This is a genomic window from Providencia sp. PROV261 (assembly GCF_028477945.1).
GTDB lineage: Bacteria > Pseudomonadota > Gammaproteobacteria > Enterobacterales > Enterobacteriaceae > Providencia > Providencia stuartii.
On the sequence record NZ_JAMPMC010000010.1, the window covers coordinates 228,572 to 254,286 of the forward strand.

20 protein-coding genes are annotated in these 25,715 nt (G+C 42.0%); 10 read left to right on the plus strand and 10 right to left on the minus strand.

What is annotated here, in order from left to right:
* Positions 1 to 344 precede the first annotated feature (344 nt).
* On the plus strand, positions 345 to 1,055 hold the full coding sequence (locus PR675_RS06985; RefSeq protein WP_060561084.1) for an SDR family oxidoreductase: 711 nt from the start codon (positions 345 to 347) through the stop codon (positions 1,053 to 1,055).
* Between the two features lie 64 nt (positions 1,056 to 1,119).
* On the opposite strand, the gene cobB is transcribed toward PR675_RS06985, so the two are convergent.
* Positions 1,120 to 1,956 carry a Sir2 family NAD+-dependent deacetylase gene (gene cobB / locus PR675_RS06990; RefSeq protein ID WP_014656156.1) on the minus strand — a complete coding sequence of 279 codons (837 nt, stop codon included), beginning with the start codon at positions 1,954 to 1,956 and terminating at the stop codon, positions 1,120 to 1,122.
* Positions 1,957 to 2,261: 305 nt separating this feature from the next.
* On the opposite strand from cobB, the gene PR675_RS06995 reads away from it, so the two are divergent.
* Positions 2,262 to 2,759, plus strand: coding sequence for a TIGR00645 family protein (locus PR675_RS06995; RefSeq protein WP_004920804.1), 498 nt, complete (start codon positions 2,262 to 2,264; stop codon positions 2,757 to 2,759).
* A 131-nt stretch (positions 2,760 to 2,890) separates the two neighbouring features.
* Positions 2,891 to 3,448: a class IV adenylate cyclase gene (locus tag PR675_RS07000; RefSeq protein WP_060561085.1), complete on the plus strand. Its 558-nt coding sequence runs from the start codon at positions 2,891 to 2,893 to the stop codon at positions 3,446 to 3,448.
* Between the two features lie 36 nt (positions 3,449 to 3,484).
* Here PR675_RS07000 and lolE read toward each other — a convergent pair whose 3' ends face one another.
* Genes lolE through lolC form a run of 3 tightly spaced genes read right to left on the minus strand, consistent with a single transcriptional unit; the run spans position 3,485 to position 6,628 of the window.
* Positions 3,485 to 4,732, minus strand: coding sequence for a lipoprotein-releasing ABC transporter permease subunit LolE (gene lolE / locus PR675_RS07005; protein ID WP_014656158.1), 1,248 nt, complete (start codon positions 4,730 to 4,732; stop codon positions 3,485 to 3,487).
* The gene (lolD, locus tag PR675_RS07010) at positions 4,732 to 5,433 is read right to left on the minus strand and encodes a lipoprotein-releasing ABC transporter ATP-binding protein LolD (RefSeq protein WP_014656159.1); all 702 of its coding nucleotides are present in this window, start codon (positions 5,431 to 5,433) and stop codon (positions 4,732 to 4,734) included. Before lolD ends, lolE begins: the two co-directional genes overlap by 1 nt.
* Complete coding sequence (lolC, locus tag PR675_RS07015; RefSeq protein WP_014656160.1) at positions 5,426 to 6,628, minus strand: lipoprotein-releasing ABC transporter permease subunit LolC; 1,203 nt, start codon at positions 6,626 to 6,628, stop codon at positions 5,426 to 5,428. The genes lolD and lolC overlap by 8 nt, the downstream gene beginning before the upstream one ends.
* A gap of 195 nt (positions 6,629 to 6,823) precedes the next feature.
* Here lolC and mfd point away from each other — a divergent pair, with 195 nt between their 5' ends.
* Positions 6,824 to 10,270 carry a transcription-repair coupling factor gene (gene mfd / locus PR675_RS07020; RefSeq protein ID WP_004920809.1) on the plus strand — a complete coding sequence of 1,149 codons (3,447 nt, stop codon included), beginning with the start codon at positions 6,824 to 6,826 and terminating at the stop codon, positions 10,268 to 10,270.
* 71 nt (positions 10,271 to 10,341) lie between these two features.
* On the opposite strand, the gene umoD is transcribed toward mfd, so the two are convergent.
* Positions 10,342 to 10,950, minus strand: a complete 609-nt coding sequence (gene umoD / locus PR675_RS07025) for a UmoD family flagellar biogenesis regulator (RefSeq protein WP_004920810.1) — start codon at positions 10,948 to 10,950, stop codon at positions 10,342 to 10,344.
* 811 nt (positions 10,951 to 11,761) lie between these two features.
* Positions 11,762 to 13,066 (minus strand): NAD(P)/FAD-dependent oxidoreductase, encoded by a 1,305-nt coding sequence (locus tag PR675_RS07030; protein WP_004920811.1) that lies wholly within the window; start codon positions 13,064 to 13,066, stop codon positions 11,762 to 11,764.
* A gap of 1,309 nt (positions 13,067 to 14,375) precedes the next feature.
* Here PR675_RS07030 and PR675_RS07035 point away from each other — a divergent pair.
* From PR675_RS07035 to PR675_RS07060, 6 genes are read left to right on the plus strand one after another with little or no spacing between them, the layout of a single operon-like run.
* Complete coding sequence (locus PR675_RS07035) at positions 14,376 to 15,416, plus strand: LuxE/PaaK family acyltransferase (RefSeq protein ID WP_004920813.1); 1,041 nt, start codon at positions 14,376 to 14,378, stop codon at positions 15,414 to 15,416.
* Positions 15,413 to 16,504, plus strand: coding sequence for an acyl-CoA reductase (locus PR675_RS07040; protein WP_004920814.1), 1,092 nt, complete (start codon positions 15,413 to 15,415; stop codon positions 16,502 to 16,504). The genes PR675_RS07035 and PR675_RS07040 overlap by 4 nt, the downstream gene beginning before the upstream one ends.
* A complete protein-coding gene (locus tag PR675_RS07045; RefSeq protein WP_060561088.1) occupies positions 16,491 to 17,522 on the plus strand; it encodes an NAD-dependent epimerase/dehydratase family protein in 1,032 nt (343 codons plus the stop codon). Before PR675_RS07040 ends, PR675_RS07045 begins: the two co-directional genes overlap by 14 nt.
* Positions 17,519 to 19,750 (plus strand): penicillin acylase family protein, encoded by a 2,232-nt coding sequence (locus tag PR675_RS07050; RefSeq protein ID WP_060561089.1) that lies wholly within the window; start codon positions 17,519 to 17,521, stop codon positions 19,748 to 19,750. The genes PR675_RS07045 and PR675_RS07050 overlap by 4 nt, the downstream gene beginning before the upstream one ends.
* Positions 19,751 to 19,762: 12 nt before the next feature.
* Positions 19,763 to 21,181 carry an AmmeMemoRadiSam system radical SAM enzyme gene (amrS, locus tag PR675_RS07055; RefSeq protein WP_053109906.1) on the plus strand — a complete coding sequence of 473 codons (1,419 nt, stop codon included), beginning with the start codon at positions 19,763 to 19,765 and terminating at the stop codon, positions 21,179 to 21,181.
* Position 21,182: 1 nt separating this feature from the next.
* The gene (locus PR675_RS07060) at positions 21,183 to 22,433 is read left to right on the plus strand and encodes a lipase/acyltransferase domain-containing protein (RefSeq protein WP_060561090.1); all 1,251 of its coding nucleotides are present in this window, start codon (positions 21,183 to 21,185) and stop codon (positions 22,431 to 22,433) included.
* A gap of 339 nt (positions 22,434 to 22,772) precedes the next feature.
* Here the strand turns inward: PR675_RS07060 and nagZ are convergent, their stop codons facing one another.
* The 4 genes from nagZ to PR675_RS07080 all read right to left on the minus strand — a co-directional run bounded on the left by nagZ (position 22,773) and on the right by PR675_RS07080 (position 25,706).
* Positions 22,773 to 23,792, minus strand: coding sequence for a beta-N-acetylhexosaminidase (gene nagZ / locus PR675_RS07065; protein ID WP_004920819.1), 1,020 nt, complete (start codon positions 23,790 to 23,792; stop codon positions 22,773 to 22,775).
* A gap of 63 nt (positions 23,793 to 23,855) precedes the next feature.
* Complete coding sequence (locus PR675_RS07070) at positions 23,856 to 24,716, minus strand: phosphotransferase (RefSeq protein WP_004920820.1); 861 nt, start codon at positions 24,714 to 24,716, stop codon at positions 23,856 to 23,858.
* The gene (gene lpoB, locus PR675_RS07075) at positions 24,706 to 25,290 is read right to left on the minus strand and encodes a penicillin-binding protein activator LpoB (RefSeq protein ID WP_004920821.1); all 585 of its coding nucleotides are present in this window, start codon (positions 25,288 to 25,290) and stop codon (positions 24,706 to 24,708) included. The genes PR675_RS07070 and lpoB overlap by 11 nt, the downstream gene beginning before the upstream one ends.
* Positions 25,290 to 25,706 carry a YcfL family protein gene (locus PR675_RS07080; RefSeq protein ID WP_014656171.1) on the minus strand — a complete coding sequence of 139 codons (417 nt, stop codon included), beginning with the start codon at positions 25,704 to 25,706 and terminating at the stop codon, positions 25,290 to 25,292. The genes lpoB and PR675_RS07080 overlap by 1 nt, the downstream gene beginning before the upstream one ends.
* Positions 25,707 to 25,715: the final 9 nt, after the last annotated feature.

The following is a 25,715-nucleotide window of genomic DNA, read 5'->3' on the forward strand; positions in this document are numbered from 1 at the left end:
AACAGAAATAATTATTTGTTCTTAGTCAGAACATATTTATCATAAGCATATTTATTTATATCTAATAACAAATAATAAATTCCATAAAATAAATCGCCTAACCCTATTTTTGATAGCAGCATTCAACAAAATAAAACTATTTTTATACTTATTATTATCCAGTTATCAGGGGATTATTATTTTTTAGTCAACTATTTAACTTTGCCTATTATTTATTTTAGCCATCGCTGAATTAAAGCTTATACTTCCCAATAGCATTATTTTTATTCCTCTATTATTATCTATGCAAAGCAAACCGTCGCGACGGTATCTATTTCATTCAGCTTAAAATAAAGAGAATATCGATGACAAGAAAATTTTTAGTTTATGGTGTCAGTAAAGGGTTGGGAAAAGCATTAATTGAAGGTATTCCTACCGCACAAGATACTATTTATGGCGTTTCTCGCTCTATGCCTTCTTTCTCCAATAACAATTTTCATTGGATCCAAGCTGATTTATCGGAAACGAATTCTGTACAAACCGTAAAGAGCACCCTGCAAGATAGCCCGATTGACTGCCTAATTTATAATGTCGGCATTTGGGAAAAATATGCGTTCACCGACGATTATCGATTTGAATCAACGGATGATGTTGAACTGCTCACGATGATCCAAACCAATATCAGTGCCTGTATCTTGCACCTCAAGGCAATGTTGCCTAATTTACGACTTGGCCAAAATAGCAAAATCATCTTAATTGGCTCAACGTGGGGATTAGATAACCATAACGGTCATGAAGTGGCTTTTTCTGCCTCAAAGTATGCACTACGCGGTATTGTTCACTCGCTAAGGGAGACATTACGCCAAGATAAAATAGCTATTTCTGTGATTAATCTCGGTTATTTAGCAACGGAATACCCCCTATCAGTGCCTGTCGATGACGTTATTTCACGCACTGAAGGTGCATTAATCCCCTTGCAAGACGTCCTTAATGCCGTCAAGTTTATTTTAAGTACGAGTAACGCAACTTGTGTAAAAGAGATTACGATGCCTGCGATGTTAGATGAAAACGTCTAACATCACGCCATGCAAGAAAGTGATATGATGAAGGGGTTTTACCCCCCCTTCATTAAATCGCGTGTTAAATCTTGCTTTCACTCGCCATCGTCAGTTCGGCAATAAGATGCTTCACATAATCAACCACGACCTCACTAGCCAAACCATAATGTTTTTCTTCAAATTCACTCTCAACCTGACTTGGCTCTAAATTTAGCTCGACAGTATGTGCACCATTTAGCCTTGCCTCATGCACAAAACCTGCCGCAGGATAGACGTGACCAGACGTGCCAATTGCGATAAAGAGTGTCGCATTCTCAATAGCCTGATAAATTTCATCCATACCTAATGGCATCTCACCAAACCAAACTATATGCGGCCTTAGCGGTTGAGGAAATTGGCAACAATGGCAGCGTTCATCTGTGGATAAATCCCCTTTCCACTCTAATACCTGATTTGACCAACTACACCGGACTTTTAATAACTCACCGTGCATATGAATAATACGCTTACTACCCGCACGCTCATGTAAGTTGTCGATATTTTGAGTCACTAGCAGAAAATTATCCCCTAACAAATCTTCTAATTGCGCTAAAGCATAATGTGCAGGGTTTGGTTTAATATTCTCTTGTTGAAGTTGGCGGCGGCGTTCATTATAAAAACGCTGCACTAATTGTGGGTCACGAGCAAACCCTTCCGGTGTTGCCACATCTTCAACGCGGTGTTCTTCCCATAAACCATCCGAAGAACGAAAAGTTTGAATGCCTGATTCAGCAGAAATACCCGCCCCAGTTAGTACGACGACTTTCACATTTTTCATATTGGTTATTCTATTTTCACTGTAAAAAAAACGATCGCGAGCTCGTTGACGACGTAACATTTTAATTTTTTTAAGTTTCTTTAGCCTATGACGAAATCGCAACATCAATAAATACCTTTTTCTTCCATGTTGTTATCGCCGCGAGTTTTATACCTTACTCGCAATGATCATAATCGTTACCCAAACCTAATTCGAATGTCAGTATAACGCAACAAATAACAAAAGGAATTGTGAGGCTAAATGTTTATCTATCACTTATCTTAAACGCCACTAAACCATAATAATACGTTTTTCTCAGTGATTATATCTTCATAACCAAACTAAATATCGCAGTCTGAATTTAGACTCGCTAAAATAGACGAGTTTACTTTTAACACGATTAATTCATCACACAGTAAAAGGTTTATATGGAAAAATTGTTTGAAAAGACGCTGTATGCATCACGTTGGTTACTTGCCCCTATCTACTTTGGCCTATCACTGACTCTATTTGCATTAACGATTAAGTTCTTTCAAGAACTATGGCATGTGATCCCCAATATTTTCTCAATCCCTGAGGCAGATTTAATTCTGATACTATTATCATTAATTGATATGGCGTTAGTCGGTGGTTTACTCGTAATGGTGATGTTTTCAGGCTATGAGAACTTTGTTTCCCAGCTCAATATCCCTGAGAATAGCGAAAAATTGGGTTGGTTAGGTAAGATGGATGCAACCTCATTAAAAAATAAAGTAGCTGCTTCTATCGTAGCCATTTCATCAATCCATTTGTTAAAAGTTTTTATGAACTCACAGAATATCCCTGATAACAAATTAATGTGGTATGTCATTATCCATTTAACATTTGTTTTATCCGCATTTGTGATGGGTTACCTTGATCAATCTATTATGAAAAAAAGCAAATAGCACATCTAAATCGGAGGGAAAGACTATTTTTCCCTCTTTTTATAAGTTGTACTCTTTCGCATTTAAATACCTGCATTGTTCCACAGCTTAGAAGAAAATACCTTGCCCCATAAATAAAACTAGGAATTACCATGAGTGAACATTTTGTTGGTCAATATGAAGCCGAAATTAAATTTAGATTGCCTGACCCAAACCGTTTTTTACAACGGATCATGGCTGATGGCGCTGAAGTCTTTACGGAAAATAATACGGAAAAAGATGACTTTTTTGATATGCCTGATGGTCAGCTTGCGCAGCAAGGAATAAGTCTGTCAGTCCGTGAAATGTTCCCTTCAGGCATTAAATTATGGATAGTCAAAGGCCCTGGCAGTTCAGAATGTAAAGCGATTAATATTGAAGATTGTGCTCACGTCAAAAATATGCTGACAACACTTGGTTATCAATGCTATTTCGCCACCAGCAAACAACGTAGCATCTATTTTCTTGGCGATGTACATATCACTATTGATTATTTAGAGGATATTGGCTGGTTTGCTGAATTTGCCATAATGACAGACACGCTTTCACTGCTCCCTCAACTCACACAACAGTTGATGTCTCTCGCTCAGCAATATGATTTCAATGACACATTGATAGAAACGCGCAGTTATAAGCAGATACAACTTGCGCGTCGCAATGGGGAGCAATAAAACAAGCTGGGTAACGATAGGCTACCCAGTTAGTTATCATTGACCACTCAGGATACGAGCTGGGTCAAGTTTACTTGCTCGGCGTGCAGGATACCAACTTGCCAACAAACTTAATACTACCGTTGTCAGCAACACATACACCACATCTAATAGGTGCAATTGAGAAGGAAGGAAGTCGATAAAATAGACATCGCCAGACAAGATAGGATGCCCGATAACATACTCAAGTCCTTTGATTATGGTGGTTAAATTTAATGAAACAACCACGCCAAGTATTGCCCCTATTAAGGAGCCAACGAGTCCACTTAGCAAACCATACCACAAAAAAATCGCCCGAATTTGCCTGTCTTTAGCACCAAGTGTCCGCAATACAGCAATATCACTACTCTTATCTTTGACCGCCATGACCAACGTAGACACGATATTAAAACAAGCAACCCCTATCACGAGGATCATAGCCAAGTACATGATACTACGTACCATCTGAATATCGTTATACATATAGCCGTAGTCGCCAATCCAACTTTTCACAACCACATGATGCATGGTTTTCAGGCCCGCGTCATAAACAACTTTATCCGCATTAAATGGATTATCGGCTTTTATTTCAAACCCTGTAATGCCATCACCATAGCCTAAATACGCTTGCGCATCGGCAATAGGGATCAGCGCTAATTGGTGATCTAATAGCCCACTTAAACGAAAAACACCTGAAACTTGAACACGGATCCGTTTAGGTTGTTGGATTTTTAAACTCGCATCTGTATTGGGGATCATGATGGTTACCCAATCCCCAACTTTAACATTCAGTGAGTCAGCAACACCTTGCCCTAAAATAATCGATTGTTTCCCTGCTTTAAAATCTTTCCACGCATCATCGAGTACAAATTTAGGCAATGCACTGACTTCTGACTCGGTTTTCGGCGAAACCCCCATAACCTGTATTGCTTTGAGATTAGCTCCGCGCTCCAGCAAGCCAGTAAACCCAACATACGGGCTCACTGCTTTGACCCCGGGAGTATTGCGGATCACATTCTCAGCATATTGCCAATCTTGATATGGGGCTTTCACCGCATAGATTTGCCCATGTGGCACCACCGATAAAACGCGATTTTCAAGTTCGCGCTCAAACCCATTCATGGCGCTCAAACCTATAATCAAGACGGCCACACCTAAAACAATACCAAGTGTTGAAACGATAGAAACCAGTGATACCATCCCTGTACGGCGGCGACCACGGCTAAACCGTAACGCTGTAAGTAAAGTCAGCGGTAATCCAGACATTACACTGCCCCCAGTGTGATATCTTGTTGAAGGTGCCCGTCACGCATCTCAAGTTGGCGCGATAAACGATGCGCTAGCTTCATATCATGAGTCACCACCAAGAATGCTGTGCCTTGGGTTTTATTTAACTCACCGAGTAACTCAAAAATCGCATCTGCATTACGTAAATCAAGGTTCCCTGTTGGCTCATCCGCAAGTACCAATGCAGGCTGATTAACTAATGCTCGAGCAATCGCCACACGCTGCCGCTCACCACCAGAAAGCTCGGATGGCCTATGCCCTGAACGGTGGGCTAAACCAACCGCATCCAGCATTTTAGTCGCTCTATCAAAGGCTTCTGATTTATTCATACCACCAATCAGTAATGGCATAGCCACATTTTCTAATGCCGTGAAATCGGGTAATAAGTGGTGAAACTGATAAATAAACCCCAAATCTTTGTTACGGATGGTGGCACGCTGATCCGATGAGAGGCGGTTAATATGTTGCCCCCGAAAAATCACCTCGCCTTCAGACGGGGTGTCAAGGCCACCTAATAGGTGCAGTAAGGTACTTTTCCCGGAGCCTGAACTACCAACAATTGCCATCATTTCGCTTTCATTAATCGAAAAACAGACATCTTTTAATACTTGCGTCGACAATGCGCCTTCCTGATAGACCTTGCTTAAATGTTCACAGATAAGAAGTGGTTGTTTATTCATAACGTAACGCCTCAGCAGGTTGCACAGCCGCCGCACGCCAAGAAGGATAAAGCGTCGCAAGCAGCGAAATGAGCATTGCGGATACCGCAATAATTAAAATACCATAAAAATCAAGTACAATGGGTAAGTGGACCCCTTTTGGCAACATGCCAAATAGCGGCATCAAGAAATTCAATTGGCTGGAAATTAACATACCAAGCAGTGAGCCTATTAATGCGCCAATAATCCCCGCACCTGCCCCTTGGATCATAAAAATCGCCAAAATGCGCCCACGCTTTAAACCTAACGTTTTTAAAATGGCCACCTCAGCTTGCTTTTCCATAACTAATAAAGAGAGTGAAGTAATAATATTGAAAGCCGCGACAGCAATGATGAGGCTGAGCAACAGACCCATCATATTTTTTTCCATTTTGACCGCTTGAAAAAACTCACCTTTGCGTTCACGCCAATCGGTCCAAATCAGTCCGTCAGGTAAATTTTGTTGGCTCAACGTATCGACCTTTAACGGTTCATTCAGAAATAACCGCCAGCCTGTAATATGCCCTGCGGGATAGCGCATCATCCTAGCAGCATCATTTTGCGCAACAATCAGTTCGCTGGCATCGGCCTCACCATTGGTTTGGAACACCCCCGCCACCGTGAATAAACGTTGGCTAGGAATACGCCCCATTGGCGTAAGCTGACTGACTCCAGGGATAATCAAACGAACTTCATCGCCACGCTTTAAACCTAAATTTTCCGCCAGCTTATTCCCCAAGAAGACACGATATTGCCCCTCGACTAATTCTGAGCGCTGCCCGTCAATCAAGTTATCTAATAGTGGTGATCGTTCGTCAGAAGTGATGCCAAGCATCATGCCTACCCCGACATTCGAGCGGCTTTGCAAAACAACATCCGACTGCACAAGCGGTGCAATATGAGAAACACCTTGCAGGCCCTGTAGATCTGCAATGGGGTATTTTTGTGGGTCAATATGCCCCGTTGCCGACGTTAAAACGGCCTGCGGCATATAAGAGAGTATGCTATCTTGTAACGATCGTTCGAATCCATTCATGACGGAGGTCACGGTGATCAATGCCGCAACCCCTAGCGTGATACCAATGGCTGATAAACTGGATACAAAACGGCCGAATTTGTCGACAGCTCGTCCGCGCATGTAACGCAGACCTATAAATATTGAGACAGATTGAGACATGAAATCTGTAACGCCCCTGTTGCCAAAGCGAAGTGTTCAGCGATAATAAAGGGTACGAATGATGAATGGAACCACCCGGCCCCGGTTTTGTGGATTTTTTTCTTATTGGCACGGCCTGTTTGTCTTACTTTCAGACAATTGTACGGGGTAAAACAGGTCGTTTAGCCATTATGCTTTGAGAAACCGAATATTTTTATGTCTTCAAAATTTCGTTATGAACTTCCTACACGCGGTGGTGATGTCCGTCATCTTGGATGCTTGATTGGGGCCGCGGGTGCACTTGAATGTGCAGAGATGATAGAGCGTCATCAAGGGCCTGTGGTCATTATCACAAGAGACATGCAAAACACCTTACGTCTCCGCGATGAAATTCAACAGTTTACGCAACTGCCAATTGAAACATTGTCCGACTGGGAAACCTTGCCTTACGATAACTTTTCACCACATCAAGAAATTATTTCACACCGTTTATCAACACTGTATCGCTTACCTACTATGCAAAAAGGGGTTTTGATCCTTCCGGTCAACACCTTAATGCAGAAGGTTTGCCCATCTGAATTTCTGGCTAGCCATGCACTTGTGATGGCTAAAGGTGACAAACTTTCGCGCGATAACTTGCGCGACGAGCTAGATAAGGCAGGCTATCGCCATGTTGAACAAGTTTTGGAACACGGGGAATACGCTACACGTGGCGCATTATTAGACCTGTACCCAATGGGGAGCGCACTCCCTTACCGAATTGATTTCTTTGATGACGAAATTGATAGTCTGCGTACCTTTGATGTCGATAGCCAAAGAACGCTTGAAGAAGTTGAGAGCATCAACCTGTTGCCTGCACACGAGTTTCCAACAGACAAAGATGCCATCGAACGCTTCCGTAGCCAGTGGCGTGAACGATTCGAAGTCAGGCGCGACCCTGAACATATCTATCAACAAGTCAGCAAAAAAACACTTCCCACAGGGATTGAATACTGGCAACCGCTCTTTTTTAGTCAACCTTTGCCATCGCTATTTGACTATCTACCAACAAATACGCTGTTTATCTCACAGCATTATCAAGAAGCTGCCGAACGTTTCCAAAGTGATACCCAACAACGTTTCGAAAGCCGCGGTGTTGACCCGATGCGCCCCTTGTTGCCACCGACAGATTTATGGCTGACCGTCGAGCAACTCAATCAGGCATTAAAAAAATGGCCGCGAGTACAGCTGTCTGTTGAAAAATTAGCCGATAAGGCAGCTAACACTAATTTAGATTACCTACCGTTGCCAGATATCGGTACACAAGGGCAAAGTAAACAGCCGCTTGAAAAATTGCGTCAATTTGTTGAACATTTTGATGGCACCGTCATTTTCTCTGTTGAAAGTGAAGGCCGGCGCGAGACAGTCACTGAGTTACTGGGAAGGATCAAAATTCGCCCTGAGACTATTAGTCACTACTCCAGCCCAGTAAGCAACCGTTTTGCCATCATGATCGGGGCTGCTGAACACGGTTTTATTCAATCAGTACAACACCGTGCGTTGATATGTGAAAGTGATTTATTAGGGGAACGTGTTGTTCGTCGCCGCACAGATAACCGCCGAACTATCAATACTGATACGCTGATCCGTAACTTAGCCGAACTACGTCCTGGGCAGCCAGTTGTTCATATTGAGCACGGAGTGGGTCGTTACCAAGGATTAACAACACTTGAAGCAGGTGGAATTAAAGCGGAATATTTGATTTTGACCTATGCGGGTAACGACAAGCTATATGTTCCTGTCTCATCCTTGCATCTTATCAGCCGTTACTCCGGTGGTGCAGATGAAAATGCCCCGCTACACCGCCTTGGTAGCGATAGTTGGGGGAAAGCGCGACATAAAGCCGCAGAAAAAGTCCGTGATGTCGCGGCTGAACTACTTGATATCTATGCTCAGCGAGCCGCCAAACCCGGCTTTGCCTTTAAACATGACAAAGAGCAGTACCAAGAGTTTTGTCAAGGCTTCCCTTTTGAAACGACCCCCGATCAAGAGCAGGCAATTAATGCCGTGCTTAGCGATATGTGTCAACCTATCGCAATGGATCGCCTTGTGTGCGGTGATGTCGGTTTCGGTAAAACCGAAGTCGCTATGAGAGCAGCTTTCTTAGCCATCAATAATAATAAACAGGTTGCGGTGCTTGTGCCTACCACTTTGCTGGCTCAACAACATTTCGATAATTTCCGTGACCGTTTCGCAAATTGGCCGGTAAGAATTGAAATGCTCTCTCGTTTCAAAACCGCCAAAGAGCAGCAACAGATACTCGAAGAAACCGCTCAAGGGAAAGTCGATATTTTGATTGGTACCCACAAGTTACTGCAAAGTGACTTAGTGTGGCATGACTTAGGGTTGCTCGTGGTCGATGAAGAGCACCGTTTTGGTGTCCGTCATAAAGAGCGTATTAAGGCTATGCGTGCGGATGTGGATATTTTAACGCTCACCGCAACCCCTATCCCTCGTACACTCAATATGGCCATGAGTGGCATGCGGGATCTGTCGATTATCGCAACGCCTCCTGCTCGCCGTTTAGCCGTGAAAACCTTTGTACGCCAATATGATGACCTTGTGGTTCGTGAAGCCATTTTGCGTGAAACATTACGTGGAGGCCAAGTTTATTATCTCTACAACGATGTTGAAAATATTGAAAAAGCCAAAAAACGTCTGGAAGAATTAGTACCAGAAGCGCGCTTTGTGGTCGGTCATGGGCAAATGCGTGAGCGCGAACTGGAGCGTGTGATGACCGATTTCCACCATCAACGCTTCAATGTCCTGATTTGTACGACCATCATTGAAACGGGTATCGATATTCCAACAGCGAATACCATCATTATTGAACGTGCAGACCATTTTGGCTTAGCGCAGCTACACCAGCTACGAGGTCGTGTAGGCCGCTCTCATCATCAAGCCTATGCCTATTTATTAACGCCACATCCAAAAGCGATGACTGCTGACGCACATAAACGTTTAGAAGCTATCTCTTCCCTTGAAGATCTTGGTGCGGGATTTGCCCTTGCCACTCATGATTTGGAAATTCGGGGTGCAGGAGAATTGCTCGGTGAAGATCAAAGCGGGCAGATGACGACGATCGGATTTACGCTGTATATGGAGTTACTGGAAAGCGCGGTAGAGGCATTAAAAGATGGGCGTGAGCCTTCATTAGAGGACTTAGTTAATCAGCAAACAGAAGTTGAACTGCGCATGCCCGTGCTGCTTCCCGACGATTACATTCATGATGTTAATATTCGTTTATCGTTCTATAAGCGTATCGCCAGTGCTCATAATGAAGATGAGTTAAATGATCTTCGTACTGAGCTGGTTGACCGTTTTGGCACATTACCCGATGCTGGACGTTTCTTACTTGCCAGCGCCGCTATCAGGCTCGAAGCGGAAAAATTAGGTATCAAGCGAATTGAAGCTCATGAGCAAGGTGGATTTATTGAATTTGGTGAAAAACATAAAGTCTCGCCAAACTTCTTAATCAGTCTATTACAAAATCAACCGAAAACCTTCCGCCTCGATGGTCCTGTAAGGTTGAAATTTGTGCATGACCTCAGCGAGCGCGTGACACGCATTGAGTTTATCAAACAGTTGTTGCGTGACTGTGCGGATAACTTACTAGAAGCATAATCTATGATGCGTTAGAACAAATGAAAAGCCCCAGCCACATAATAATGTCACTGGGGCTTTTCCGCTCATTTTTATTCAAAATAAGCGTAGGTGTTTTTTCCCGCATAAATCTCTACGGCATTATTCATATTCAGCGAGTTTCGGCTAGCTTCATCAAGTTTGACGCAATAAAACGGCACTAATGCATCAGTCTGGTTACGTGCCGCTTTACAAAGTTGACTACTAGAGGTACTTAAATCTAATCGCCCATTTTCATCAAGGGGGATAAATAGCCCTGGATCATAAACGGTGCGTACTTTGCCTAGGGTATTACCAATACGGTATACCACATCATAACCCACAATAATTTGTTCTACTTTTTCTGTTACTATGCATTTACGATTGTCACGTTCAAGTAGTGATGATAAGGAGTCCTTTTGGAGTGCCTCAATCATAAATACCATCTTACATTCACTTTGAGCTGGGTGATAGCGCGATAGATATTCCTGATTAAATCCATCAAATATCCCCATAACTGAACAATTCTCCTGTTCAATCAGCCGATGCGATTTTATTGGCTCTATCGAAATTACCGTCGCCAACCGACTTTCATCCTTGGAGAAACGCAGCGAAGTTATTGATACAATAATAATAAGGCAAATAACTATTGCTGCTAATAACACCTTATATGTTAGCTTCATAGGCTGCCCTTATTAATGACAATGTTAGTGAATAGTCCCATTGTAACTTTTCGCTTTAATAATTCGATAGTTACTGGCAAAACAATCAAAAGATTTAGAGTTTTCTTAATCAAGAACAAGTCAATAAAAATTTAACTTACTCCTGTTGGTTGTTAAGTCAATAAATTAAATTTTAATCTATTTTCACATATTGATTACGATCAATTTTTGGTAATTATAATTATAAAAAAGTCTTTTTTACACTTATTTTAAGTAATAACACGAAGATATCTTTTTATTAATTTCTATCAATTTCCCCCTTTATTTTTTTATTTCTCATTCAATGAATGCAAACGACCTTTTTAATTTTCACCAGAGAACATGACTAGCATTTTTTATATTACCTTTTCTTACCTACAGCTTTAACATGATTTCACCCCATTTCTACTTACCTAACGGTAACGCCCATTGAGAGCGGTTTTAGGTGACACTATGAGGTTGATACTCGCATGACTCAACGGATACTTTTATAATTTTATATAAAACAAAAATTCCACATAATAGAAGGTAGCAACTGCCAATAATAAGTATATTAGCTTATAAGCTAATCCAGAATTTAATTAAAATGGCATATTTAAATTAATGCCGCTTCATATCAGGCATCTTTATAGTGTACCTCCTATAATGTATTTAATCGTTGGGGTTCGCTCAAAATAGTTTATTCATAAATAATCAATCAATTGATTAAAGTTTATATTTAAAAATACTTATAAAAAATCCCCGTTTAATGAAAAACGAGGATTTTTCCTATTTATTGCGACTGACTAAAACGTTAGTGAAGTTTTAATTTCGGACGAATAATGCGGTTAATACTTCCGACTAACATCATTAACCCTGTTTTCACATAGCCATGAAGCGCAATTTGGTGCATTCGATACAATGAGATATACACAAAACGTGCAATACGCCCTTCCACCATCATATCCCCACGCATCAAGTTACCCATTAAGCTACCCACGGTACTAAAACGCGATAAAGAGACTAAAGAGCCATGGTCTTTATAGATATAATCTTTTAGTGGCTTATCTTTTATCATCGCCAAAATATTATCATAACAGCGGCTCGCCATTTGGTGTGCAGATTGCGCTCTAGGTGGCACAAAACCACCGTCAGGCTTAGCGCATGAGGCACAGTCACCAATCGCAAAAATGGTATCATCGCGGGTTGTCTGTAATGTCGACTTAACGACCAACTGATTGATACGATTCGTTTCTAACCCCGCAATCTCTTTCATAAAATCAGGTGCCTTGATACCGGCTGCCCATACCATTAAGTCAGCACGAATTTTCTCACCCTCTTTTGTATTCAAGCCATCGTCATCAGCGCTGGTCACCATCGTTTTAGTTAGCACTTTTACACCTAACTTATTTAACTCTTGATGTGCTGCCGCAGAAATACGTGGTGGTAATGCAGGCAGAATACGTTCACCGGCTTCGACTAATGTCACATTTAACGCGTCAGTATCTAATCCTTTAAATCCATAACTGGTTAGCTGCTCTACCGCGTTATACAACTCAGCCGACAACTCAACACCTGTAGCTCCAGCTCCAACAATCGCAATATTCACTTTCTCTTCTGCATTGTCGCGAACAGAATAACGTAAAAATAGATTAAGCATTTCATCGTGGAATCGATGGGCTTGTTGCGGATTATCTAAGAAAATACAATGCTCTTTAACACCCGGCGTACCAAAATCATTTGAAGTACTACCTAGTGCCATGACTAAAATGTCATAATCAATTTCACGCTCAGGAACCAATAACTCTGCGTTTTTATCCCGTAATTCACCCAAAATGATCTTTTTATTGTCACGGTCGATTTGTGTCAAAGAGCCTAATTGGAAGTTAAATGCGTTGTGACGAGCATGGGCAAGATAGCTCAAGGCATCCACACCATCATCTAAAGAGCCTGTTGCTACTTCATGTAACAGAGGTTTCCATAAATGACTTGGATTACGATCCACTAAAGTGATTTCTGCACGTTTTTTACGCCCTAATTTACGACCTAGTCGTGTTGCTAGCTCTAAGCCGCCAGCACCACCACCGACAATCACAATTTTTGGTTGAGAAAAGGCCATATTTCCCTCATTGCAAAATAAATTAATGTTATTTAAGCCTTATTCGAAATAAAAAACTTAAATAACATTAATCACCACTTATAAGACCAAAAGTTTGTTGAGGATAACATGCTTGGTCATTTGGTCATACCAAATATTGATGTATATCAAATTAATTGATTAATATGACAGCGATCACAAAAAAGTGTGATTCGTTAGCAAAATGAAACGAGTCAGCTTGCATAGATTGATATTAATCAATATTTGAGCCAATTTCCAATCTATTTGATAATGAGAATCAGTTGTTATTGGTAGTCAATATATGTGGACTTAAGGGGGCCATGACAGCTTATTGTTCACTAAGGGCTTACAAAAAAAGCGGAATAGTGTAAATTTTGTAGAGAAAACAACCCATATTAGAGATCATCATTTGGCTATTTTTGGCTAGCTTCTCTGATAAATCTCTCGGTTTTTATCATTTCGGCGGTAAACGACATCGTTCTTGTTGAAAGGCATAATTAATGAAATTTATTTTATATCAAATCATTACTAGCATTGTATCGAGCATTATTTGTATCTATCATCTTGTTACACTCTATCTTATCTTTTCCTCTTTGCCTTTTGAGCTGTCCAGTGGTTATTTTTTAATAACTAAAATAACGATAATATTTCTTTCATTATACGTGACCGTTATTAATGAAGTGGCGAGACGGAACAAACGCTGGGAGTTTTGTGTTAATTTATTTAAATATAAAAAACAAAATAATATTCAACGAATTGATTTATTTATTCTTTTTTCATTTTCACTTGTCATCACCTACATCGTTACTCTACTGTTTAGTTTGCTACTCATCTTACTCATTCGCCTAAATCCAACCTTCTTGGAAAACCTCAATATTTGGATGTTACATATGACGATCACCGTCATTAAATATGCAACTTTATTGCTATGTTTAATCCCTTTATATAAAGCATTTATCGCCTATAAAAAGCAAAAAAACGATAAGTGAGACATTGTAGCGAAGAGATATCACTTTACCTCTTCGCACTTAAAAGCACGCTATGTCATCCCCATTAACTTTTTATACTGCTTGATCACTTAAATAAATCAATAACACAACTAAATTAAGTGACACTTTCTATTTACCAACGATTAATATTTCCCCAATCCGCTATAAATACCACTAACAAAACGGCTTTCATGATAACTTTTCAAACTTAAAATTCTCCTAAAGTGATAACTGCAACGCTTGATTCAGAATATTTACCTTTAGTTAGGTCATATAATAAAACTTAATAATAACTAAGCATTCTGATATAAGTGAAAAAAATGTCTGAGAACACAAGCAATCCTATTGATTTACTTATCAATAACCCGCAACCCTATGCGCCAGAAAGTATTGATGATGCGTTATTTTCAGCCGCAATGAAACAAGCTGATACCTGGCATTTAAACCGTAATGTTAATTATGCAAAGTTATGGGAAACAGAAGCCAACCCTCTGATCCCTATTAATTTGTTTAAAACCATGGATTTGGCGACAAATACCCAGCTTGATGGTATATGGTTAAATAGTTCAGGTACTGGGCAACATGGGAAAACACGCGTTTTCTTTGACAATCTCAGTTTAAAACGTATTGAAACGGCTATGGTGCAAATTTTTTTGCATAATCATTTGATTTCAACCACACCTTCTCGCTTTTTAATGTTATCTCCTGATCCCGCCACAGGTGAGCATGCAGGTTATGCCACTGCCTTTTTAAAGTTCACCCAATGTGCCCCAATACAAGAGCTTGTTTTTACTGTGTCAGAGCAAGGTCAATTTGATAGTGAGTTAGCGTGGTCTACACTCAAACGCTGGGCTAATGATCCTGCCCCTATCTATATTTTAGGCTTAACACTGTTTTTTGAATTTTTATGCCTAAAACGCCCTGAACCATTTACCTTGAAATCACCGATAAAAGGCTTAACCGGCGGTGGTTGGAAAGGGATGACAAAACAACTTGAACGCCCTGAGATTATTCAAGGTTTGCAACACGTTTTACAAGCGCCTAGCGTCGATATTCGCGATATTTATGGTATGACTGAACATCCTCTTCACTACATTAGTTGTCCTGAAGGTCATTTTCATCTCCCTGCTTATTCACGTTTTTCAATCATGGCTGAAGATGGGAGCCATGCACCAGAAAATAAAAATGGACTCATTGTACTTGAAAGCCCTCTGTTTGCCTCAATACCTTCACATCGCTTATTAACGCAAGATCTGGGTTGTTGGGGCAATAATTGTGCCTGTGGTCAACCGCTACCCTTCCTGCGCTATCTAGGACGAGCATCTACCCCAGAGGGCACCTGTGCGGCACAAGTAAAATGAAAAACTCACTACAAACGCGTGTAAATAAAATCAAACTGTGCCTAACAACTTTGCGTGAAGCTAATTGGTCGTTTTCGGAAGATGAAAATACGCAACAATTTTGTTTATCGCGTTTGGAGCGTCTGACTGAAAATCAGTTATTGGAACAAAAGATCCATCGTGAATTAGGTGGAAAATATTGGCATGCACCGAAGCGTTTGCTGATTATTGTTTCTGAAAAAGATCCATTAGGTACACTAGAAGCGCTATGTGCCGCTTACCTTATTGGCAGTAAAATTCGCCTGAAAGCCCGCATATCAATCAATTATTTGCAACAGGTTAAACGCATTCTGTCACTTGATGATGAGGAGTGTGAAATCATTGATTGGCAAAGTCATTTACAAAATGATCAGCAGATACTCTCTGGCGTCGATACGGTCTTACTCGCAGGGGGCGAGGCATTAATCCAACACTATCGCCAAATCACACCGCCACATATCAAATTGGTCGAACTAGGGCCAAAAATCAGTGGCATGGCAATCATTGGCAAGCAACTTCCTGCAATTGAATTGATTTTGTACGATATCGCCCTTTTTCATCAACAAGTCTGTAGCTCACCTCGATTCATTTTGTTGGATAACCCCTTAGCGGCAGAAGCGCTTTATCATCAACTGATAACCACACTTGATCACCTTCCCATTTTGTCTGACAACCTACGCTTACAAGGCATATCGCAATTTCGCGAACATCGGTTCACTTATTCGCTATCCGCTCCCGATAAGCCGAGTGTTTACAGTGAAAAAACAGGCTGGGGAGTCACTTATCAAACAGAGTTTGCCCCTCAAGCATGGTTAACTCAGGGCTTTCAACTCGTCGTTGCTTCTATCGAAGATAGCCTAAAACAAGCGCAAACACTTTGGCCTGGGCGCCTACAGACCCTTGGTTATTTTGGCGATTTAGATTCTTTGTCATTACAACAATACAGTTTTACCCGTTATTGCCCAATTGGTCGCATGCACCAGCGCCCTATTCATGCGCCGCATGATGGCTTTTTCATGCTATCTGCCCTCGTTAACTTTATCAGTAAGGAAGAAAATGGCGATAAATAACCGCAACCTATTAATTACTGGTGGAACTGGGTTTATTGGCTCTCATCTGCTGCATAAGCTTGCTGAACAAGGTCATAATTTAACTGTATTATCTCGAAATCCACAAAATCGTGTGATTCCCTATCGCCCTAAATTACCTGAAAAGGTGAACGTGGTGATTGGTGATATTTTGCAACCTCAAAGCTTAAAACAAGCATTGGCAGGGCAAGATGCCGTGATCCACCTTGCTGCGGATTACCGTGTCGGTTTAGCGCCAACCCGCCAAGCACGGCAGCATATGTATCAAACTAATGTCATCGGCACCTCAAACCTGTTAGCAGCGGCTCAAGATGCTGATATTTCAAAAATCGTTTATATGAGCTCAACCGCTGCTTTAGGCGAAACCCAAGGCGCATTACTTGATGAATCTCACCGGCACAATGGCATCTTTCGTAGTTATTACGAAGAAACAAAACATATTGCACACGAATTGGTTGTAAGACAGCAATGCCAAGGCGCTCCTATCAATATTGCCATCAGTGGTGGGGTATTTGGTTTAGGTGATAACAGCGTATTAGCCCAGACCGTAAACGCCTTTTTACTTGGAAAAATCCCTTTTCAAATCGCAACGACAAGCACATTTCAGCTTTGTCATGTGTCACATGTTTGTGATGGACTCATCACACTACTATCACCGGAAATTGTTCGCCAAAACTATATCTTGGCTGGCGAGACTTTCTCTATGCCCGAACTTTTTCAGATGTTAAGCCATTTTTGTGGCAGACCTTCTTTACCTGCTAAAAAGGTTTCTTCACTGAAAATACCTGCTTGGTTAATGGATAAACTCGCCAGCCTTGGGCTGACAATGCCGTTATCTTGCGAAGCGCTTCATATAATGGATGGCAGTTCCTACACTTATTCTTCCTATAAGGCCCAACAACAATTAGGTTGGAGTGCAGGCTATCCAAAAGAAGAGTTTATCGAATACGTATCACACCTCGCGACTCAATTGTCATCTGCTAAAAAGGATGTAGCATGAAAACCAAACATCTCTCATGCCAATGGGGGCACGTCACTCTATCCCTCGAATCAGCACAATTACTTTCCGTTAAAGGGAATAGCGATAATGCAGTTTTTTTTGGTCAAGGTTATGGCACCGCTAAACTACGTTTATGGCAACTCGATTTATCCCGCCGTGTCGCCAGTGGTCGCTTATCTGAAATTATGGGAAATGGGGCCTTACGTACCGATGTTTTTCAGCGACGATTAGGATTAGTGGAGCTGGCTGAGCGTGCGACAAACATTGATTGTGCCGCACCAACTCACTCTTGGCAGGCTATGCAATATCAACATATTCAAGCTTATACTGCCGGTATCAACCAAGCACTTAGTGAAATGAAAGTCTTACCCATCGAGTGCTTATTACTGCACTATCGTCCTGAAATTTTTTCAATCTCAGACAGTTATTTATTAGGACAACTGAAATATTTTATTAATTCCGCGTGGCAATATGAACTATTCCACACGCGCATAGCAAATCGATTGACGCCAAAACAGCATCAACAGTTATTGGCAACCTTTAGCCATGAAGGCCATCAAATTCCCCCACTACCACTAAATGAAAATGGGGATTGGCACCAAGAAGTGGTTAAGGCACTCAAAGATGGATTAAAAGGATTGCAGTATTTAGGGCTAGCTTCACCCGATACGGGCTCGAATGTCATTGCCATCAGTGGGTCATTAACCCAATCAGGAAAACCGCTATTGGCTACCGACCCTCATATGGGGCATGTGAATCCTAATTTTAATCTACTTTGCCGCCTTGAAAGTGATGAAGGACTCAATGTCGTCGGCTCTCATTTTCCAGGCTCTCCTGGCATTATCGTCGGTCGTAATAACCATGCTGCATGGGGAATGGTTGGTATCATGGCGGATAACCAAGACTTATTTTGGGGTAAGCTCGACCTTGAAAATGAGCAGGTTGAAACGGCATCAGGGAATCTGCCTTTAACTAAAAATATCCATGAAATCAAACTGAAAAATGGTAAATCACACAGTTTCACAACTTATAGCTTTGCTCAAGGGCGGTTAGTGTCAGAAAAAAATGGCTACGGTATGTTTTTACGTTGGCCTGCACTAGATGACCCAAGTGGTGACATTACCTTTTATCAGCTCGCCAAATGCCAAGATTGGCCTTCATTTAGAGATGCCCTTAAGCATGTAAAAAACTCACCAATGATGGTTGGCTATGCTGATATTCATGGGGATATTGGTCTGCAAACCATGGGATATATTCCAAAGCGTCATCAACAAATCGGTAGCTTGGTACTAAACCTAACAGAGCCACAGCACCAGTGGTTGGGTTATGTGCCTTTTGATGAATTACCTTGCGAACATAATCCTGAACGAGGCTATACTCTTTATGCCAATCAATATAGTGAGTCACTGTTTACGGGAAAAGTGGCTTTATCTAATCGCTGGCATCCCCCTAGCCGTTCACGGCGTATCGAGGCGTTGATCCAACACACCGACCAACACACCACCGAAACATTGACCGCTATTCAGGATGATAAAACAGATTATTTTGCCCAGCAGGCAAAACATTTTTTATTACCTTTCGTCCCTGAAGACAAGATGTTATCGCAGTGGGATGGTAACACAGAGAATATCCAAGCTTCGCGCTTACTTGATGTATGGTTCCAACATTTAACCGATAAATTACTTGGCAAAGTACTCAAACGAGGTTCCAGAACGCTATATACCGATTTTTGGCCAAGTTGCCGCTGGAGCATTCTCAATATCCTGCAACACCATATTGAGGATTGGCAGCATGAAGCCGATGCTTTGCCTGATCTTATCCGTGAATGTTATGCCACTGCGTTAGTCGCTAGCCAAAAAATGGCCCACCCCCAAGTTGAGTTTCAACACAGCATCAAAAAACCAATATGGCTCAATAAGCTGTTAACAGGTCGTTTTCCTTATCAAGGCGGTAATCGCGAAACAGTCCATGCCACACGACAAAATGCCGATTTTCTGACGCAATCCCAAGCGGGTAAAAATAAGTCTATTAAGACTAAACCCTATACCTTTGGTCCTGGATTCAAACTAATCTCAAATTTAGCAAATCGAGGGGAATGTGTGTATTTAATCAATACACCGGCAAAAGGCTCCCCATTTTTTTGGCAACTAAGGAAAACACTTAACGATTGGCAAGCAGGTAAAAGAAAAACGACAAGACTGGCAAATAAGCAAAATAATAATGAGTGAGGATTTAGATCAATGGCAATCTTGAAGCAATGGCAGCAAACTAGTCATCCTGCTCGCCTTTGGCACCCGATTTCTAATTCACGTATTCAATGTGAATTATGCCCTCGAGCCTGTAAAATTAACCTAGGTCGAGTCGGGACTTGTAAAGTCCGTCGCAATGAAAATGGTCGCCTAGTGACGCTTAACTACGGCAAATCCGTTCCTATGACACAAGAGTCCATTGAAACCGAAGCCGTTTATCATTACGCTCCCGGTGAACGCATTCTTTCTTTAGGCAATATTGGTTGTATGCTGCGTTGTGACTTTTGCCAAAACTGGACAACGAGTCAAGCCCGCTATGTTCAAGACAGCCATGTGGCATATTATCGCCCTGAAGATGTGGTGAATTATGCCTTAAAACACAATATTCGTGTTCTTTCTTGGACTTATAACGATCCGGTTGTTTGGCACGAGTTTGTCATGGATACCGCGAAACTGGCACGTGAAAAAGGCTTAAAAAATCTCTATAAAAGCGCATTTTATATCAGTGAAAAAGGGATTGATGAATTACTCACCGTCATGGATATTTTTAGTATTTCATTAAAATCAATGCAGGATAGCTTTTATCGCAAACACACCGGTGGTCGCCTTCAACCTATCCTTGATGGGATCAAACAAGTTTATGATGCTCGAAAATCAGGTAATTACCCACATTTAGAAATCTCCAATCTGTGTGTGACAGGCCGCAATGACACATTAGAAGAGGCTAAAAAAGTCTCTGATTGGATGCTAACCCATCTTGATGCTGAAATCCCGCTACACTATGTACGTTTTCATCCCGACTACCAATATACTCATGTCGAGCGCACCGCTATCCCACTCCTTGAACAAGCACGTTTGCAAGCGCTCAATGATGGAATGCGTTATGTTTATGTCGGTAATGTATTCGATACGCAAAGCGCCAATACCTACTGCCCTGAATGCCAAACACTGTTAGTGAAACGTAGTGGACTCATTGCAGAACCTTATATGGATAAAGGCTATTGCCCTCGTTGTCATTTCCATCCTCCAATTATTTTACCATGGGAAGATGCGAACACCGATAAAACAGTCTTGAGCATACCAGATGGGTTACATTGTATTACCCACATGTTCCGCGGCCCAGTTCAAGCCTGCCATATTGAGCAACAGCATGAATCGGATATTTATTACCAATTTGTCTCAAAAGACGGCACTCCTGTTAGCGATATCAATATGAATAACTGCGGTCGTTTTATGCTTTCTAAAAGTAACCCTAGCGCGGAAGGTATTCGCCTCTATCATCATTTAAATGAACCTTGCCAACTATTTGAAGTTTATGACCGTGCCCATTTTCCTGTCACGGAAGCAGAGAAAACCCACCTTGGTAGTGAAAATGTGCCGGTGACTTTTATACCGTTAAAGGGGCGATAATATGCCGTTAAATCGTGGATGGTCATATCTACGCACACAATCCATCGCCACGCAGCTACGTCGTGCCAAACTCAATGATAAAAGCCCTAATTTACCCATTATTTATCTACCGGGTATTTTAGGCAGTAAACTGTTTGATAGATCCAAACAAGCATTTATCTGGGGGGATTATCGTGGCGTTTTCACGAAAAGCGATTATGAGTATCAGGCTCCTTCTCCCGATACCCCTTGTAATATCTTAGCCACAGAGCAACTGCATGAATTCACGATTGTTCCTAAGCTCATCACAACATTGGTCACACAGGAGCTGAAAGATGTTTTGCACGTTGGTTTAGGTTATCGAGAAGGCCAAGACCTCTTCTTTTTAGCCCATGATTGGCGAGCGGATCACCGAGAGCTTGTTACAATATTAGATGCCGAGATTAACCGCATAAAGACCCTTTTTGGTGACAAACAAAAATGTATTATCATTGCGCAATCGGCATCTAATTTGGCTGTACGCTACTGGTTGCGTCAAACCAGTGAAGAGAATCGGCAGCTTATTGCCAAATGGTATGCTTTCGGCCCGCCATGGGAAGGAACGTTTCATGCGTGGTCAATGATGGAAACTGGCTATTACGCCGGTAGTCGCTATTTTTATGGCTTTTCTCCCGATGATATTGCCGGATACCCGAGTGCTTACCAGTTACTTCCTGCTAATCCAACCGTTATCGATCATCATAGCAAAGCCATTGAACCGTTTGATATCTATGATGCCGACTGCTGGCAGCGGTTACGTATCGGCCCATACAAAACCTCCATCGTTTCAGAGCAATGCCAACGTGTACGCGATAATCTAGCAAGTTACTTACACAGTGCGAAAACATTTAACCATGCGGTTTCTGGTGTATGCCCTCATGAGCAGTCTGTTCCACAGGTTTGGTATCTGAGTGATAACAATACCGCTTTAACCGCTGCAATCTGGGCGCGTGATCGCTGGTATCTGAAAGCCAAAGAGATAAAACGAGATTTTGCCCATTTAGCTGATAAGACGTTAGCTAAAGGCGATGACCATTTACCACTTGCAGGCTTACTTAAACATCGTTGTGGGCCTATTGTCCGTGATAATTATCAACAGCCTTGGGGGGAAAGTTTTGTCTTTATCAGCCAAGCATCTACTCACCGTGCATTGATTAATCATACGCCGAATTTACGCAGTCTTGCTTTTGATATTGCCACCACAAGGCGATTACATAGAGATAAAGCGGCATAGCCTTGCCCCTGTGGCTCCTCCCCCAATTGAACGTTCCCATAAAATTGACCGTGAATTAAGCGGTCTTCAAGCACTGAGTTCTGTATTCAACAGGGCTTAGTCCTTTTCATTTAACCTTGCATCTTTCATAGTGATAATCATAGATACCTTCATTCACGACTCCCCTGTTTAACAATCGAGTTAAACTTTTTGCCGCAAAAACGTTCAAGCTTAAGTAATTTAAAACTGACGTTTTAAGGACTGTTTTACCATAGAAAAAGCCCCTTCAAGTGAGACTAAAAGCATCCAACTTTTGGGGGCTGTTCAGTTTACGGCTTTTTTACTAACGACCTGTAATAGTTAACGCTGTTCTTGCCATTTACGATGCAGTTCTACCAGTTTATTGTGGCTCTCTTGCCAGCGTTGTGCGCCTTGTAAGTCTTTCAAGCTATATTGTCGACCACTATGGAACAGTGATGAAGCTAGGCTCCCTTGCTGCTTTGGTAGGTTATCTAATACACTCACCGCACCATCACGGTTGTTGCAAACCAACACCATATCACAACCGGCTGACAACGAAGCGGCTGCACGCTCTGGATAGCTTCCCATGATAGCCGCCCCTTCCATCGACAAATCATCAGAGAAGATCACACCATTGAAGCCCAACTGCTCACGTAAAATCGATTTGAGCCAGAATGGTGAGCCACTTGCAGGGCGGTCGTCTGCTTGTGTATAAATGACATGTGCAGGCATCACGGCATCAAGCAAATCGCGCTGAATAAAGTCTCTGAAGATTGACATATCTTTTTTACGAATAGTTTCAAGGTCGCGGTCATCACGAGGGGTTTCTTTATGAGAATCCGCTTTCACTGCCCCATGCCCAGGAAAATGCTTCCCTGTCGTTTTCATCCCCGCACTACGCATACCTTTAATAAACCGTTCCGCCATGATCATGGCAATTTCAGGATCTTCATGGAACGAGCGCTCGCCAATCGCAATACTTTGATGCCCAAGATCTAGCACCGGCGCGAAACTAATATCGATATCCATAGCAATCATTTCAGATGCCATTAACCAACCAGCTTCCTCCGCTAATTTTGCCCCTTCAGATTGGCTATTAAGTGCTGCAAATGCTTGAGCGGAAGGTAATGCCGTAAAGCCATCACGAAAACGTTGCACTCGCCCGCCTTCCTGATCAACCGCTATCAATAAGCGATGACGGGATGCATCACGAATTTGGCGAACTAACTCCCTTAATTGTGCTGCATCATGAAAATTACGGGTAAATAAAATTAACCCGCCCACCAGCGGATGTGCCAGTATTTCACGCTCTTCACTGTCCAGCTCATAGCCCTGAACGTCTAGCATTATCGGACCCATACATGCCTCACTATTTAAAACGGTTTTACGATTTTTGCTCGCACTTGCGTTATACGAATTTAATTAACTAGGCAAACTAAAGTATTGCCTTAATGACCTTGAGTGTAACAAAAAATCATTATTTTGACTTTGGTTCCATTGCACTTCATACCACATTAACATCATATATTTGACCCATGGCGTCCATAGCCGGCATTGGTGAGCCAAGCGTTCAACATCGCCATAAGCATGGTATTTATTGCAATACTCTGATAAGAAAAAATCACGTTGTGTGGTATTCAATTGGTTCGCTTGAAAATAGGTTTCCAATGACAATCCAATATCGGTATTTGCCGCATACTCCCAATCCAATAAAGCCAGTTGACCACTCTCAGTACAGACAATATTGCCTTTATGAATATCCATATGGGCGGGGGCTAACTTTAGAACCCTTGGCATAGGTGCGGATAAAAAATGTTGGTGCCATCGATGCCACCGAGGCCCTTGGCGTTTTGGATCAACTAAATACCCGTAATGGGCAATTTCTTGCCTAAGCTGTAGACGATAAGTGAGTAAGGGTTGAGTATGTAATTTAGCAATTGTTGCCGCTAATAAAGATTGAAATGTTGGTGTTAAAAATTGAGTATCACTGGGTTGCTGACCATCACACCATGATAGTAATAACCAATCTGAATTTCTTGCTAACACTTTGGGCGCTTGACCAAAGTGTTGTAATTGATGTAGTACCCGCGCCTCTTTACGTCTATTCACGAATAGAGCCGTTTGCGCCTGACTTTGAGCACGCGCAATCAGATTGAGAGTATGTGACCGTAAGTGATAGGTTCCCCCTGAAAGCCCTGCTAATGGGGTTACTTCCCACGTTTTAACGTTAATATTTGGGAAGCAACCTGCCAGCAGTGCCAATAATGCACTGTCATTGCTCAATATCGTTTTTTCCTGACCAAAGGATCTCACCGCTTTGCACTGCCATCAGCTGCATTTCGATATCGCGTTGGTCGTTAGAGCCTGAAATCACACTATACAATACATAATCAGCTTGTACGTAACGCCCTAAGCCAATCGCTTTACTGCGTGTAACAAGGCTATCGTCTTGCGATAAACCTAACGTTCTACGCGCGGCATTGACCACATCTTGTGGTACGACTTTAAAGCGATGACTGTCATCAACCGCTTTTACGATGGCTGAGGTCACATTTTGTACAGAAAATGAACCTGTCGTATTGTTTTTAACTGAATCCACCAACAGAACTTTGCCGCTCTCAACACCATTTGCCCCTGTCATCTGTCCGACTAAAGGCGAGACAGCTGCAGACCAATCTGTGGTTTTTTGCTTAGGTGGTGTAGGCACCTTATCGATTGGTGGTGGAGTTGTAGGCTCAGTGGGTTCAGTTGGCTCTACAGGGACAACTGGCGGAGGCGTTTTAGGCCTATCCTGCTGAAAAGAAGGACATCCTGCCAGCATCATCGCTGCCGCTGCAACGAACAAGATCCGTTTCATTATTTGTCTCCAAGCATTTGCGGTAAAAATACATAAACACGTACATTACGCGCGAGTGATGATGTACTTTCAGCATTAACACTAATCACTGAATTTGCAGGTATCATCTGCTGCAAATCATGGGTTGTTGCGATTTTCAATCCTTTATCGTCGTACCAATAGAGACGGTACATGACAGTCATCGGATTTGGCTGGCTATTGCTCATATTGATCTTAGCCACCGTCGCATAGTTCTCAACGCTGACTACAGGTTGCTCTACAATGATACCTTGCGCAAGAACCGCAGGCTCCATAATCACTCGTTGTTGATCATTGAATACTAACCCATCACGCTTACCCCATGAGCAAGCGCTCAGCGCAAACACCACAGCACTGAGTGTTAATATACGTATCAATGTTCCCCAAATCTTTTTCACATCATTACC